Genomic DNA, 15,460 nt, shown 5'->3' on the forward strand with positions numbered 1-15,460 from the left:
TTCAGGGCAATATTTAACCTTATAATACTGAAAGGAAGGAGATCTCTCCTTCCTTTTGGTAACAACTTACATCCATCTTACCCTGTCATGTAACAATCCATCCGTAAAATTATTATGCCCCATTACAAAATCCTTCATATATAAATTTAAATACTCACCGTACTTACTTTCTGTATTTAATAACAACTCCTCGACGTAATAAGCACCTTGTTCGAATTGATCTAAAAGTAAACTGGACAAGCCCGCATAAATCCCGCACCCTACCTGAAAATACGTTGCATTCGTTTTATATTTACGAAAAACTTGGCTACTATTCATCACATTATACATATATGTCTCACTATTTTCATAAACGAGTAACACACCGACCAAGTCCTCTCCAGCAACCTCTTCTTCCGCTGGATTAAACACTTTACGATTCCAGTTCCATAAATCTTCTACTTGATCTAAGTTCTGTCTAATTATATTTGTTGTATACTCATTAATTCGATAAAGAAAACCAACTTCCATATTGAAGTTTTTCCCTAAAATTAATACTTCCTCATGTGGCATTAAACAACCATAGAATTCTTTTTCTCCTAACTTCACTTTATACTCTGAAGAATATACATCTTCATAAAAGTAAAGAGGACGATGATGACTCATATACATCGGATAGCTCCAGATCGCTTCATCTAAAAATCGCTCTACTGCCCATGAAGCATAAAGTGTATGTGGCTTTATAAGTGCTGTATCATTCAAAAATGATGTGTCATGTTCTACAATATAACATGCTCTTGGCCTTTCATTTGGTCGTTCCTTCATAAGCTCAACAACCATCCATTGAACAACACCTGGATTCATACCTGAACCTATAATCGCTTTTGTATTTGTAAATTTCTCTTTCTCCTTCTCAAACCTTGTATATCTTTCCGTAAGCTGAAAACCGATTAAGCTATCGTCCTGATCTACTGCCTCATTTTCCAAGGCTGAATTAATATAACAAATTCCTAGTTCATTACAGCAGCTTAATACTCTAATTGTATCTGCCCCTGAAACATCAATCACAACACTCGTTCTTTTTTCTTTTAAATGTTTTTTAAATTCCACTACATTTTGAAGGTTTATTTCATATAAATATAATTGATCTTTCAAATTCGAAAACAACTCATCGTAATAATTCCTATCTTTTTGTTTTATATCCACCAAATGAAATTTAGCATTCTTTAATACTTCATAAATTGGATCTTTTTCATTTGCTATCGCTTGATTTAAAATTGCTAAAACTGCTTTTGCTGCTCCACCAGCACTACCAAGCAATGTAATTGATAACGAATTCGGAAACTGCTCCACAAACAAAACCCCTTTAATAAATTAGTTGAGCAGCTCCTCCTCAAAAAATAAATTGAATATATAATAAGATAGCTCGTACATATTTCTTTATAAATTAGTGCAAAATTTCCTCAAAAAAATCACACCATAATATATTTATATTCAATTCATTTTCCCCTCATATTCAAATCGAGCTAAACAAATAGGCTCGACCTTTTCTTCTGCATATAAAAGAAAAAGCCAGCCCTTTCAACTAGCTTACGGACAATGGACAGATTTTACATGTTGAATATTTACATACATTTTCGCATCACGTGCTTTTGATATTTCAATATGACCTTCATCAATTTTCGCCATTTTTCCAATTTTATTGGACTCCTCACCTAAATCGAACACCATAATTTTCCCAGCCATTTTAATAAGCTGTTCTTCAAACGTTCGAGCTAACGTAATATTTAACGGATTCACGGGGAGTTCATTTTTATTGAGGGCATAAGGCACTTGATTTTCTTTATACGGAATTAACCATTTCAAGTGTTTTAAAGATATATATACAGTTTTATAAACTGGACTATAAAAAACAATATAATCGTTCATCACACTTGTAACATAACCATGTATTGGAGCATTTCCGGCTACATAAATTTCCGTAAAAATCCCTTTAGATGTACTTAATACTTTCCTCAAAGAAATTGAAGGAGACTCTCTCTTAATTACAGAATCCACATCTGGTTTTGAGATTTCTTCATCATTTGATCTTAAAAACTTATAATATTGTACATGATATAAAGATATATATACGTAGTCTTGTCCATTGTAAAGAACAACGATATCATTTCCTACATCAATTAATACACCTTTAAATCTTTTTTCACCGATTAATTTAACATATATATTTTCTCCAATACTTTTGTTTAACTCATTCATCTATATCCTCCTTCCTATGAATTTCTTCTTATCTGTCTTCCATTTCTAAAAAAATAATCAGGGCAAAGTTCTGTTTTAATAGTAAGTAATTCCTTTTCATACTATCGAAATAAGAAATTGTTCTTCTCTTTCCCTCATAATGCCCCTCTTATTTATTAAACATTATTCATCTTCATTCTTTTTACATTTAACTACTTGACTCACACTCTTAATATGAGACTTAATTACATAAATAACTTCATCGCCGTTTACTAGTGTAATACAGCCATGGTGTACCTCACTTAATAAACCTTCCACACACTCTGGACCGCCACGATTAATTTTTACCCACTTATACTTCAAGTCTTTTAATATATCTAAAAAAGTATCCTCATCGGAGCAGAAACATGAACTATAGCAATCGCCACATTTACTTTCTTTCACTTTCTTCACTAGACTCTTCACATGTTTCAACTGATAATATACTAATTCACCATGAGGTAACTGTAACGTTAGATAATCTTTTCCTAACGATACGAGCTCACCAACTCGACTTTCTGGTCCACGAAGGTTTACTTTTACAGTCTCACCAACTAAACATTTAATTTGGTCACAGCATAATACATTCTCCAATTTCGTATCCCCCTTTCTTATTATCTTCCTCTACTTGATTGTCTTTGTGCACGAGCACGACCTGAATTATCGCTACTTTCCTTACTATCGTCGCTCTCATCACTCTCTCCGCATGCTAAAGCATTATAGTTAACACTTTTAATATGCTTTATTGCAATTAATATAATTTCTTCTTTTACGATTAATGTTACGAAGTCACAAGAAACATCTTGCAAAATGCCTTCCACTTTCTCTGGACCGCCGCGATTAATTTTCACCCAGCAATATTTGAAACTTTCAAGTAGTGCTTCAAAATCTTCTGCACAGGCGCAATCTTCCCACTCACAATCACTTGATCCACATTCTTTCGCATTTTTTGTAATACTTTTTAGATGTTTAAGTTGATAGTAATAAAGCTCACCTTTTTCATTCTTCAATACGAAGTAGTCCTGACATACTGATATTATTGTTCCTTTTTGAGATTCTGGACCACCCCTGTTTACTCTCACAAAAGATCCAATTAAGTCTTTCAGAAAATCACAATGAAATAAACTCACGAGAAAACCCCTTCCATTAATTTATAAGCTTTTGCACTGATAGTATATGTATCTGTACAGGTTACGTTCTCTATGTTTGTCCTAGCTAGAAAAAAATATGCTTTTAACATGGTAGACTACTACCTATCAAAATTTGAAGAAAGGCTAAGAACTCCTTATGTTTTTGATATCTTCAAACAAAAAATCCCTTATGAAGATACATTTCTGCATATCTTCATAAGGGATTTCCCATAGTTTAATCTTCGTCTTTAACATCCATATCTTCTGGAATTGGTTCGTTCAATATTTCTTCCACTAATTGCTTATATTTCTCCATTTGTTCTAAATGCGTATTGAATTGTTCTTTATTTACTAAATATTGCTCTCCATCGAATAGCGCACGAATTTTCTTTTGCTGAATTAACTCTTCAATATACGATTTTGGTAAATTCAAATACTCCGCAGTCTCTTCTATTGTTATATACAATGCGTTCATTCCTTTATTATTTTTTCATCTATACTGTATCTTACTTTACTTTATTTTTGTAAACAAATAAAAAAGATTTTGTAAATGCAGTTCAAAAAGCAGGTAGATGCATTCCATATATTGTATAGTATTATATAGTAAGAATTTTTTAAATATAGAATGGTATTACCCATTTACACAAAGGAGAGTTAACATATGGCTACTCGTCACATCATTACAATGTTAGAAAAAACACTACAAGTTGAAACAGAAAACACAATTTCTCATTTGAATGTATCTTTATCTGATCGTTTTCTTTCTCAAAGCACAGCAATACATGAAAACAATTGTTATCATATAATTGGTGAATGGTACAAAAATCATTTCTTATTCCAACAAGATGATTTCCTTTGGGCTAAATATGCCTTCTATGACGCATATTGTGAAGCCATCCAAAAACAAGGTCATCTTACAAAACGCGTCCGTCAAATATTAGAATCATTGGCTCGAAAACATGGAAAACAATATATTGCTTCTATACTAAATATGCCATTTCCTAATGAACGCGCTAAAGGGACAGCTTAATTTAGCCATGTTCTGCGTAAGCAAAACATAGCTAAATTGTTTTCTAAGATGCTTTACCAATAAAAATGTTCATATCATATGAACTGATGAAACCGGTGTCATTATAATGATTGAAAATATAGTAAACAGGAAAACCCCCACGTACATCTCTCATCCATTTGAATAGAGAAGTATGTGGGGGTATACTTGTTCCTTATTATTTTATCATCTGCTTAATCAGTTCGCGATTTCTCTTCTTAAATACTTCATTATGAGAAGAAACCATTCCGTACTCACTTGCATCTGGTTGGATAAATTGCTTTGCTTTATTCACAGCATTTCCAGCATCTTGGAATGCACCTGCAATTAAGTGTAGTTTCCCTTCGTGCTTTAAAATATCTCCAGCAGCATATAATCCATCTACTGAAGACTCACTATTTGCATTACCTGCAATATAATAATTATCTATAATTGCAACGTCTAACTCACTATTTTCTAATAATGTAATGTCGCGTTCATATCCATGATTAATAATAACTTCATCAATAGGTAAGTGAGAAACCTCACCTGTTTCATGATTTGTTAATTCTACATATTCGATCGCTTCATGATTATCACCAGCAATTAATTTTGTAATCGATGTATTAAAGAAACACTCCGCTGAGCTGTTCATAAGTTGTTTTACTTGTGCTTCATGACCAGATAATTCTTCTTTTCTATAAGTTACATACACTTTTTTCGCAATTGGTTCCAATTCATTTGCCCAATCAACAGCAGAATTGCCTCCACCGGAAATAATAACTGTTTTACCTTTGAAACGCTTTAAAGATTTAACTGTATAATTTAAATTCGATACTTCAAATCGCTCAGCACCTTCAATAGATAACTTTTGCGGTTTCAATATACCACTTCCTGTTGCGACGATAACTGTTTTTGAAAAGTGTTCTTCGCCAGTACTTGTTTTTAATGTAAAAGTACCATCTTGATTACGAATAATCGATTCTACTTTTGTATCTAATACAACTTCTGGCTTAAATGTTAACCCTTGCTGTACAAGTTGTTCAATTAACTTATCACCTGTAACTGGCAATAGTCCTCCTACATCCCAAATCATCTTTTCCGGATACACATGTATTTTTCCACCTAAATGTGGTTGAAATTCTATTATTTTCGTTTTCATTTCTCTGAGTCCACTATAAAAAGCTGAATAAAGCCCTGCAGGTCCTCCGCCTATCACGGTTACATCAAACAATTCTTCTCGATTCATTCGTGCTCACTCCTCAGCTATTAATCATTGATTATCATTCTCAATAAAATATAACCTGTTTCCGCAAAATTTACAATCAAAATTACTATTGACAATACACCTATATAAAATTATATTATTTAAAGAATCAATAGTGATAATCATTATCATTTTGTTAATAATTAGCAAATTTGAGATTACATCTTCTTTTATTAATATGGTTAATACTATATTATAAAATCTCATATTCAAGATTTTTAATAAATTATTTTGCTTTACCACTACTCTTTCAAAAAGATTGCAGTTAAACAAATTATTGTATACACATATCATCTATGTTAAAGGAGAAAGACGATGAAAAAGTTATTTATTTCACTAACAGTCCTTTTCGTTCTTGTTATGAGCGCTTGTAGCAATGGCTCTACAGACAAAAAGAACGATGCAAAAGGTAGTAAATCAGAAACAATTACATACCAATCTGAAAATGGTAAAGTAGAAGTTCCTGCAAATCCAAAACGCGTTGTTGTATTATCATCATTCGCTGGTAACGTAATGTCATTAGGTGTAAATCTTGTTGGGGTAGATTCATGGTCTAAACAAAACCCACGTTTTGATAGCAAACTTAAAGATGTTGCTGAAGTATCTGATGAAAATGTTGAAAAAATCGCTGAACTAAATCCAGATTTAATCATCGGTTTATCAAATGTTAAAAATGTCGATAAGTTAAAGAAAATCGCGCCTACTGTAACATACACTTACGGAAAAGTTGATTACTTAACACAGCATTTAGAAATCGGTAAGTTATTAAATAAAGAAAAAGAAGCAAAAACTTGGGTTGATGACTTCAAGAAACGTGCACAAGAAGCTGGTAAAGAAATTAAAGCAAAAATCGGTGAAGATGCAACAGTTTCTGTTGTAGAAAACTTCAACAAACAGCTTTATGTATACGGCGAGAACTGGGGCCGTGGAACAGAAATCCTGTACCAAGAAATGAAATTAAAAATGCCTGAAAAAGTAAAAGAAAAAGCATTAAAAGAAGGTTACTACGCATTATCTACTGAGGTATTACCTGAATTTGCTGGTGATTACTTAATCGTAAGTAAAAACAAAGATACTGATAACTCATTCCAAGAGACAGAATCATATAAAAACATCCCAGCAGTAAAAAATAATCGTGTATATGAAGCAAACATGATGGAATTCTATTTCAATGATCCACTTACATTAGATTTCCAACTAGACTTCTTCAAGAAGAGCTTTCTTGGTAAATAATACAAACAAGAGGAATTCTTAATTTAAGAATTCCTCTTCCTTTATTCTATGAACAGAAAAGATGTGAAACGAATGACAAAAGATCATGACAATCCACGTTCTATAGCTTTTACATACAAACTAATTTTAAGCTTAATTGCATTCTTTCTTATTTTTATCGTTGCAATGGTATTAGGTGCTGCAGATACTTCGATAAAAGATGTATGGTTAGCACTCACTTCCTCCGCTAAAGGAGACAAAATATCTATTATTCGAGAAATACGTTTACCACGTGAAGTTGCTGCTATTTTTGTAGGAGCTGGATTAGCCGTTTCTGGGGCAATTATGCAAGGGTTAACACGAAATCCACTTGCGGATCCTGGATTATTAGGGCTATCTGGTGGAGCAAATGCTGCGCTTGCACTGACACTTGCTTTCAACCCTTCCATCAGCTATCTTTACTTAACATTAGCTTGCTTTATCGGTGCGGCAATTGGCGCAATTATGGTATTTGGGATTGGTATGGTGAAAAAAGGCGGCCTTTCTCCTCTTCGAATTGTATTAGCAGGCGCTGCAGTTTCAGCATTTCTACTCGCAATTTCAGAAGGAATCGGCATTTACTTTAAAATTTCACAAGATGTATCACTTTGGACTGCTGGGGGCGTAATTGGAACAACTTGGAGCCAATTAAAAATTATTATTCCAGTCATTTCAATTAGTATCTTTATCGCTATCTTACTAGCAAAAAAATTGACAGTTCTTAGTTTCAGTGAAGAAGTGGCTATTGGACTAGGTCAAAAAATTATTGTTATTAAAACTATTTTATTTATCATTATTATCTTACTTGCAGGTGCATCTGTAGCGCTTGTTGGAAATATGGCATTTATCGGCTTGATGGTACCTCACATGGTACGCCCAATTGTCGGTCCAGATTACCGATTTGTTATACCGATGTCAGCAATTGCTGGAGCTTCCTTTATGCTACTTGCAGATACAATCGGACGTACTATTAACGCTCCATACGAAACACCAGTTGCGGCAATTGTTGCGATTGTAGGGTTACCATTCTTCCTATTCATTGTACGTAAAGGAGGAAAAACATTCTCATGATGCAATCTATTTTAAGAAAACAGCGTCTCATTATACTCGCTTTACTTATAGTAATCATCACAACCATTGTAGTTGGAATGGGACTTGGTTCAGCATCTTTATCTTATGATCGACTACTCCCAACATTAATGGGGCAAGGGACTTTTAAAGAGGAGTTCGTTTTATACTCTTTAAGACTACCTAGAATTGTCATTACATTATTAGCTGGTATGGCTCTCGCTTTATCAGGGGCTATTCTGCAAGGAATTACCCGAAATGATTTAGCTGAACCTGGTATTCTTGGTATTAACTCTGGGGCTGGTGTTGCTGTTGCTATTTTCTTTTTATACTTTCCAATAGACGTAGGTTCATTTCTTTACTTACTACCTGTCGTTGGATTTATTGGGGCATTTCTGACAGCTGTTCTAATTTACGTATTTTCATATAGTAAATCAACTGGACTTCAGCCGGTGCGATTAACATTAACTGGTATCGGTTTTGCATTTGCACTATCTGGAACGATGATTGTCCTTATTTCATCCGCTGATCGTATGAAAGTGGACTTTATCTCAAAATGGATTGCCGGAAACATTTGGGGAGATGATTGGACATTTGTTTTAGCAATGCTTCCATGGCTAATTGTATTAATCCCATTTGTCTTCTATAAAGCAAATCGATTAAACATTCTAGCATTAAACGAACCGGTCGCAATCGGTGTTGGAATTGAAATTGAAAAAGAACGAAGATACTTATTAATCGCAGCCGTGGCACTTGCTGCCGCTGCTGTTTCCGTAACAGGAGGAATTAGCTTTATTGGACTAATGGCTCCTCACATCGCAAAATCTTTAGTAGGTCCAAGGCATCAAATATTCATGCCTATCGCCGTTTTAATTGGCGGATGGTTATTACTACTAGCAGACACAATCGGGCGAAATATCGTTGATCCTAATGGCATTCCAGCAGGTATTGTCGTTGCTTTAATTGGGGCTCCTTACTTTATGTATTTGTTGCTTAAGAAAGCGTAAAAGACACCCTCAAGATCTTTTCTTGAGGGTGTCTTTGTTTCATTCTACTGCTGCCCATACCCTTCAAACTTCTTCGCCAAATTCTCCATCTCATCTTCTGGCAATAGCTTTGGTTCCCCAATGCTTTTCGTTTGATAATAAATTTGAGCACAAAACTCAATCTCTTCTGCAACAGTAAACGCCATTTTTATATTATTTGCACCAGCAATTAAACCGTGATTTGCAAGTAGCACAGCTCGGCGATCAATCATGCCTTCAAAAGCAGCATCCGCTAATTGCTTCGTACCAAATGTTTCATACGGCGCACAGCGGACATTCGGGCCTGCAAAAGCAATTAAATATGACACAGCCGGAAGCTCCCATCCTAATGACGCAATCGTCTTCGCGTAAGGAGAATGTGTATGCACAAGCGCATTTATATCTTCACGCTTCCTATAGTAAATAAGGTGCATATCTAATTCACTTGATGGTTTTCTCTCTCCTTCTACTACTTCACCATCTAGGTTTAATATAACTACATCTTCAGGCTTTGTTTCATAATACTCTAAACCACTTGGGCTAATCGCAACAAGACCTTGTTCACGATTAAAGATACTAATATTACCGCCCGTTCCCTTTGTTAAACCACTAGAAATCATTTTCTTTCCATACGCTACAATTTCTTCTCTTTCTTTTTGTAATAACATATACATCCCCCTAAGTATGAAGCTTATGATGACTGACTTTTACATTTATCTACTTATTGAAATAGCTTTTTTAAATTCTCCGTAAACGGTGCCTTTACAATCCCTTTTTCTGTAATAATCGCTGTTACATTTTCATGTGGAGTAACATCAAATGCTGGATTATATACTTTACTTTCTGTCGGAGCTGAATATTGTCCGAAACGATTAATCACTTCAGAAGCATCTCTTTCTTCAATCGGAATTTCTTTTCCTGTCGATGTCTTTAAATCAATTGTCGGCGTTGGTGCCGCTACATAAAACGGAATGTTGTAGTATTTCGCTAAAATAGATACGCCTAATGTTCCAATTTTATTTGCTATATCACCGTTCGCTGCCACACGGTCGCATCCAACAATTACAGCGTCAATCTTCCCTTGTGACATGACCATAGCCGCCATATTATCCGTAATGACAGTAACATCAATTCCCGCTCGCTGTAGTTCTAATGCCGTTAACGTTGACCCTTGTAATCTTGGACGTGTTTCATCCGAAAAGATTTTTAAGTCCCATCCTTTTTCTTTCGCTAAGTACATTGGAGCCGTCGCAGTACCATACTTAGTCGTCGCTAACGCACCAGCATTACAATGTGTTAATACTCCCATTCCATCATGGAATAATGTTAATGCATGTTCTCCAATTTGACGGTTAATTTCTTCATCTTCTCTATGAATCTCTTTTGCCTCTTCTAGTAATCTATTTTTCAGCTGTGAGATTGATAAATGAATATTATCTGTCGCTACACTTTCCATTCTTTCAAGTGCCCAAAATAAATTTACGGCAGTCGGTCTTGATGTCGCCAAGTATGTACATACCTTTCTTACTTCATCCATAAATCCTTCTTCCGTACTTTCAGCAAATTCCTTTATCCCTAAATACACTCCATAAGCTGCTGAAACACCAATCGCTGGTGCACCTCGTACTTTCATTACTTGAATGGCATCCCACACACTTTCAGCTGTTTTAAAAGATTCATAAACAATTTCATTCGGTAATAACGTTTGATCTAATAAAACTAAAGAATCATCTTTCCACTGAATTGGTATTAATTGCTCTTCCATCATATTCTCCCCTTACTCCGCGTAGTGCATTGACTGTTCTTTTAACGTTTCTACAAAACTTGTACCCGTTCTATATTGATTCGCTCGTAAAATAAAACTCTTCGCTACTTTAAGACAAATTCGCTCCGCTCTAGCACGTGCTTCCTCATTCTCAATACAAGTAATATCTTTTACTTTCGCTAATCCAACAATACGGCGGATTAATTCAAGACCTGTCACTGCAGCTGTATCCTCTAATACAGATTGTAAATAGGCTTCGTTAAAGCCTTCTTCCTTCGCCATAATCTCGGTCACATGAATATCCCAAGCATCTAAAAACTTCTTCTTAAATAAATCAATTATCTCTACCATCGTAGTTTGTAACCAATCCATATACGTATCTTTCTCAGCTCCAGGTAGCATCGTTGCATCTGCATTCACCCAAGCAAACATTAAATTCGCCATTACATTCCCGACGTCATATCCCATAGGTCCATAAAAAGCAAACTCAGGATCAATAACCTTTGTAGAATCATCTCTTACAAAAACAGAACCAGTATGTAAATCACCATGAATAAGCGCCTGTGCATTCGTCATAAAAGAAAATTTACGTTTCGCTACTTCCATACGAAGCTCTTTATCACTATAAATATGCTCCCTAATCCATCCCTCATTTAAAGGAAATAACTCATTACGCTTATTATGATTTGTAAATGGTTCTGAATATACGAGGTCCTCTGTAATCTCACATAATTCAGGATTTATATAATTCTTCACAAGTTCCTTCTTCTCTTTATGATTCATTACAACATCCGATGTTAATAAAAGTGTATTTACCATAAAAGTAGTTAAGTCGTCAGCAAGCCGCGGAAATATTTGATGATTTATAAGTGCTGTACGTAATATTGTGTGATTCGATAAATCTTCCATTACGCAACAGTTCATCACACTATCAAATAAATACACCTTAGGAACAAGTCCAGGTGCTAACTCATCCTCTAACTGCAAAACATCTGATTCTATGCGAATACGATTCGTCGACAACTTAAACTCATCTGAAATGCGAGCTGTATCCCCAGCTTGCTTTACGATGACAGACATGTTCTCTTTTTCATCCCAAATGCGGAACACATAATTTAAATTGCCATCACCTATTTCTTTACACTTTAGCCCCTTTGCATGTTCAAACTTAGATAATTTCTCTTTCACATATGCAATCACATCTTTAGCTTCCATTAAAAAATACTTTGTGAACTTAGACATGGTTTCCCCTCCACACCAATTGTAAGCGTTTTCTAAAAGCTATAAAAAATAATAGGTTGAATTTTTTCATCCTATAAATATGTATTCTTCTTTTTGAAAGGTATATCTAGGTTTTATTATATCTCGTTAGCACTTTGAGTCAATATTTCTAACTATCATCGTAATATACTTCCTAATTATATATTCGAGATGACAAAAATTGTTCAAAAAGATTTCGATTCATTTTATTTTATTTATCGCACAATTCTTTGTAAAATAGAAATAAGCAGTTCCTTTTCAAATACATAACTTCTAAGAAATATTTCCTTCCTAAGAATTTACACTTACACCATATCTCTAACATACACACTACTCTTTCAAACAATCATTGAAAATTTATAAACTTAAAGTTACCTTTCCATTCTCTGTTAGCCTTAATTGAGAATAAATATTAATTAAATCGATATAAAGTTGGTTTATTCTCTTGACAAAATAACCACTTCTATATGATAATTAATATCGAATTAGAATTATTATAGTTAATTAAAAAATATATTTTATGAGCACACTATTTTTTGATGCTCAAAACCAACATTTAGGAGGAATTTTAATATGTTATTAATCGGCACAGAAGTAAAACCGTTTAAAGCTAATGCTTACCATAATGGAGAATTTATCCAAGTTACTGACGAAAGTTTAAAAGGAAAATGGAGTGTAGTTTGTTTCTACCCAGCTGACTTCACATTCGTTTGCCCAACTGAACTTGAAGACTTACAAAACCAATACGCAACTCTAAAAGACTTAGGCGTTGAAGTATACTCTGTATCTACAGACACTCACTTCACTCACAAAGCATGGCATGATAGCTCAGAAACTATCGGCAAAATCGAGTACATCATGATTGGTGACCCAACTCGCACAATCACTACAAACTTCAACGTTTTAATGGAAGAAGAAGGTCTTGCTGCTCGTGGTACATTCATCATCGATCCAGACGGCGTTATCCAATCTATGGAAATCAATGCTGACGGTATCGGCCGTGACGCAAGCATTCTTGTTAACAAAATTAAAGCTGCTCAATACGTACGTAACAACCCAGGTGAAGTTTGCCCAGCTAAATGGCAAGAGGGTTCTGCAACACTTAAACCAAGCCTTGACCTTGTAGGCAAAATCTAAGGAGTTCGATCAAAATGATACTAGATGCAGATATAAAAACACAACTATCCCAATACCTTCAATTAATGGAGAACGATATTTTACTTAAGGTAAGCGCAGGAGACGATAACGTATCTAAAGATATGTTAGCTCTAGTAGACGAATTAGCTACTATGTCATCTAAGATTACAGTAGAAAAAGTTGAATTAGAGAGAACACCAAGCTTTAGCGTAAACCGCCCTGGTGAAGACACTGGTGTCGTATTCGCTGGTATTCCATTAGGACACGAATTTACATCATTAGTGTTAGCTTTACTACAAGTAAGTGGACGCGCTCCAAAAGTTGAACAAAAATTAATCGATCAAATTAAAAACATTCAAGGCGAATATCATTTTGAATCTTATATCAGCCTAAGTTGTCATAACTGTCCTGATGTTGTACAAGCTCTTAACGTAATGAGCGTTCTTAACCCTGGTATTACACATACTATGATTGATGGCGCTGCATTCAAAGAGGAAGTAGAAAGCAAAGACATCATGGCAGTACCAACTGTTTACCTAAACGGCGAATCTTTCGGAAGCGGTCGTATGACACTTGAAGAAATTTTAGCTAAAATGGGTAACGGTCCAGATGCATCAGAGCTTTCTGATAAAGATCCATACGATGTTCTTGTTGTTGGTGGCGGCCCTGCTGGTGCAAGTGCAGCAATTTACGCAGCACGTAAAGGCATCCGCACTGGTATCGTTGCTGAGCGCTTCGGTGGTCAAGTAATGGATACTATGGGCATTGAGAACTTCATCAGCGTGAAAAAGACTGAAGGTCCTAAGCTAGTAGCAAGCCTTGAAGAGCACGTAAAAGAATACGACATCGATGTAATGAATCTACAACGTGCGAAACGTTTAGAGAAAAAAGAACTTATTGAAGTGGAACTTGAAAACGGCGCTATTCTGAAAAGTAAGAGCGTAATCGTTTCTACAGGTGCTCGCTGGCGTAATGTTGGCGTACCAGGTGAAGCTGAGTTCAAAAATAAAGGTGTAGCATATTGCCCACACTGTGACGGTCCATTATTCACTGGAAAAGACGTAGCAGTTATCGGCGGAGGTAACTCTGGTATTGAAGCAGCTATCGACTTAGCAGGTATCGTTAAGCACGTAACTGTTCTTGAATTCATGCCAGAATTAAAAGCTGATGCTGTATTACAAGAGCGTCTTAACAGCTTACCAAACGTAACTGTTCTGAAAAACGTTCAAACGAAAGAAATCACTGGTACTGATAAAGTAAACGGTATTTCTTACATCGATCGTGAAACTGAAGAAGTTCATCACGTTGAATTACAAGGTGTATTCGTACAAATCGGTCTTGTGCCAAACACAGACTGGTTAGGCGAAACAGTTGAACGCGTTCGCGGTGAAATCGTAACAGACAAGCACGGCGCTACAAACGTACCAGGAGTGTTTGCTGCAGGTGACTGTACAAATAATCCGTACAAACAAATCATCATCTCTATGGGTTCAGGTGCAAACGCAGCTTTAGGTGCATTTGATTACTTAATCCGTAACTAATAAAAAAACAGGTGCCTTGGCACCTGTTTTTTTATTACCCTAATGTATAAACTAAAAACCTCTCATTCCCATTCTTCTCATAAGCACCTGACAATCTAACTTCTTTCTTCAGCTCAAACGCAGTCTGATTTTCTAAGAAGAAAATATAGTCCTCAGAAGGATAATATAAAATAATATCTACTTCTCTCCCCGTTTCTTCTACTGAAAGCAAAATGTTATTTACTACATTCATAAACACTTGCACAGAAAACGGATTAAAGAAATAAAACCTATTATCATGTGGATCAATCTCATATTCCTGCGCTAAACAACATTGGAATTGAATTTTCCCCTTACTGTTTCGTGCCTTTCGTGCATAACGATCTCGATTATCCATCGCTTCTTTATAAAACTCTTCATTCATTTCAATTCCAACTGCTGAAGCACCACATTTATGATGCATATAAAAGTTTAATCGCCCTTTTCCGCACCCAAAGTCTACAATTCGGTCGCTACTTCGTATTTCATATTGATTCAATAACTCATCTAACCCGCTATACGGTGTCGGTTCATAGCGATGATAATGCATAGACTTGTTAAACCCTTTTTGCTCACCGACTGTTTTTATATGTAAAACTGCATCGTAATATTGTTCGTTCATTCGTTTTCTCCTATTAAAAAATGATACTTATTATTATACACCATGTACTGGAGGCTCATTTTTCATCAAATTAATAGGTACGTGAAATTATAT

16 protein-coding genes are annotated in these 15,460 nt (G+C 35.2%); 6 read left to right on the plus strand and 10 right to left on the minus strand.

Features of this window, described 5'->3' with window-relative positions:
- Positions 1 to 66: 66 nt before the first annotated feature.
- The 5 genes from ACTFRU_RS24660 to ACTFRU_RS24680 all read right to left on the minus strand — a co-directional run bounded on the left by ACTFRU_RS24660 (position 67) and on the right by ACTFRU_RS24680 (position 3,861).
- Complete coding sequence (locus tag ACTFRU_RS24660; RefSeq protein ID WP_000434716.1) at positions 67 to 1,332, minus strand: hypothetical protein; 1,266 nt, start codon at positions 1,330 to 1,332, stop codon at positions 67 to 69.
- Between the two features lie 237 nt (positions 1,333 to 1,569).
- Entirely contained in the window at positions 1,570 to 2,238 is a 669-nt protein-coding gene (locus ACTFRU_RS24665) for a hypothetical protein (protein ID WP_001004284.1), read from the minus strand.
- A gap of 162 nt (positions 2,239 to 2,400) precedes the next feature.
- Positions 2,401 to 2,850 carry a spore coat protein B gene (locus tag ACTFRU_RS24670; RefSeq protein WP_000432509.1) on the minus strand — a complete coding sequence of 150 codons (450 nt, stop codon included), beginning with the start codon at positions 2,848 to 2,850 and terminating at the stop codon, positions 2,401 to 2,403.
- Between the two features lie 20 nt (positions 2,851 to 2,870).
- A complete protein-coding gene (locus ACTFRU_RS24675; protein ID WP_000051525.1) occupies positions 2,871 to 3,386 on the minus strand; it encodes a spore coat protein B in 516 nt (171 codons plus the stop codon).
- A 235-nt stretch (positions 3,387 to 3,621) separates the two neighbouring features.
- Positions 3,622 to 3,861 (minus strand): helix-turn-helix domain-containing protein, encoded by a 240-nt coding sequence (locus ACTFRU_RS24680; RefSeq protein WP_002025240.1) that lies wholly within the window; start codon positions 3,859 to 3,861, stop codon positions 3,622 to 3,624.
- A gap of 186 nt (positions 3,862 to 4,047) precedes the next feature.
- On the opposite strand from ACTFRU_RS24680, the gene ACTFRU_RS24685 reads away from it, so the two are divergent.
- A complete protein-coding gene (locus ACTFRU_RS24685; RefSeq protein ID WP_440037942.1) occupies positions 4,048 to 4,416 on the plus strand; it encodes a hypothetical protein in 369 nt (122 codons plus the stop codon).
- A 196-nt stretch (positions 4,417 to 4,612) separates the two neighbouring features.
- Here the strand turns inward: ACTFRU_RS24685 and ACTFRU_RS24690 are convergent, their stop codons facing one another.
- Positions 4,613 to 5,662, minus strand: coding sequence for an NAD(P)/FAD-dependent oxidoreductase (locus ACTFRU_RS24690; protein WP_001078267.1), 1,050 nt, complete (start codon positions 5,660 to 5,662; stop codon positions 4,613 to 4,615).
- 333 nt (positions 5,663 to 5,995) lie between these two features.
- On the opposite strand from ACTFRU_RS24690, the gene ACTFRU_RS24695 reads away from it, so the two are divergent.
- From ACTFRU_RS24695 to ACTFRU_RS24705, 3 genes are read left to right on the plus strand one after another with little or no spacing between them, the layout of a single operon-like run.
- Positions 5,996 to 6,913, plus strand: coding sequence for an iron-hydroxamate ABC transporter substrate-binding protein (locus tag ACTFRU_RS24695; RefSeq protein ID WP_000732579.1), 918 nt, complete (start codon positions 5,996 to 5,998; stop codon positions 6,911 to 6,913).
- A gap of 48 nt (positions 6,914 to 6,961) precedes the next feature.
- Positions 6,962 to 8,002, plus strand: coding sequence for a FecCD family ABC transporter permease (locus ACTFRU_RS24700; RefSeq protein ID WP_141557703.1), 1,041 nt, complete (start codon positions 6,962 to 6,964; stop codon positions 8,000 to 8,002).
- Positions 7,999 to 9,006, plus strand: coding sequence for a FecCD family ABC transporter permease (locus ACTFRU_RS24705; RefSeq protein WP_157418385.1), 1,008 nt, complete (start codon positions 7,999 to 8,001; stop codon positions 9,004 to 9,006). The genes ACTFRU_RS24700 and ACTFRU_RS24705 overlap by 4 nt, the downstream gene beginning before the upstream one ends.
- Positions 9,007 to 9,050: 44 nt before the next feature.
- Here ACTFRU_RS24705 and ACTFRU_RS24710 read toward each other — a convergent pair whose 3' ends face one another.
- Genes ACTFRU_RS24710 through mtnK form a run of 3 tightly spaced genes read right to left on the minus strand, consistent with a single transcriptional unit; the run spans position 9,051 to position 12,031 of the window.
- Positions 9,051 to 9,692, minus strand: a complete 642-nt coding sequence (locus tag ACTFRU_RS24710; protein WP_000926554.1) for an L-fuculose-phosphate aldolase — start codon at positions 9,690 to 9,692, stop codon at positions 9,051 to 9,053.
- A 53-nt stretch (positions 9,693 to 9,745) separates the two neighbouring features.
- Entirely contained in the window at positions 9,746 to 10,792 is a 1,047-nt protein-coding gene (gene mtnA / locus ACTFRU_RS24715; protein ID WP_012593139.1) for an S-methyl-5-thioribose-1-phosphate isomerase, read from the minus strand.
- Between the two features lie 9 nt (positions 10,793 to 10,801).
- Positions 10,802 to 12,031, minus strand: a complete 1,230-nt coding sequence (gene mtnK / locus ACTFRU_RS24720) for an S-methyl-5-thioribose kinase (RefSeq protein ID WP_440037943.1) — start codon at positions 12,029 to 12,031, stop codon at positions 10,802 to 10,804.
- 591 nt (positions 12,032 to 12,622) lie between these two features.
- On the opposite strand from mtnK, the gene ahpC reads away from it, so the two are divergent.
- Both ahpC and ahpF read left to right on the plus strand, forming a co-directional pair.
- Positions 12,623 to 13,186, plus strand: coding sequence for an alkyl hydroperoxide reductase subunit C (gene ahpC, locus ACTFRU_RS24725; protein ID WP_000924420.1), 564 nt, complete (start codon positions 12,623 to 12,625; stop codon positions 13,184 to 13,186).
- Between the two features lie 14 nt (positions 13,187 to 13,200).
- Entirely contained in the window at positions 13,201 to 14,727 is a 1,527-nt protein-coding gene (gene ahpF / locus ACTFRU_RS24730; protein ID WP_000599501.1) for an alkyl hydroperoxide reductase subunit F, read from the plus strand.
- Between the two features lie 34 nt (positions 14,728 to 14,761).
- Here ahpF and ACTFRU_RS24735 read toward each other — a convergent pair whose 3' ends face one another.
- Entirely contained in the window at positions 14,762 to 15,367 is a 606-nt protein-coding gene (locus tag ACTFRU_RS24735) for an SAM-dependent methyltransferase (RefSeq protein WP_001005627.1), read from the minus strand.
- Positions 15,368 to 15,460 lie beyond the last annotated feature (93 nt).

The sequence above is a fragment of the Bacillus cereus group sp. MYBK220-1 genome, assembly GCF_051916445.1.
GTDB lineage: Bacteria > Bacillota > Bacilli > Bacillales > Bacillaceae_G > Bacillus_A > Bacillus_A cereus.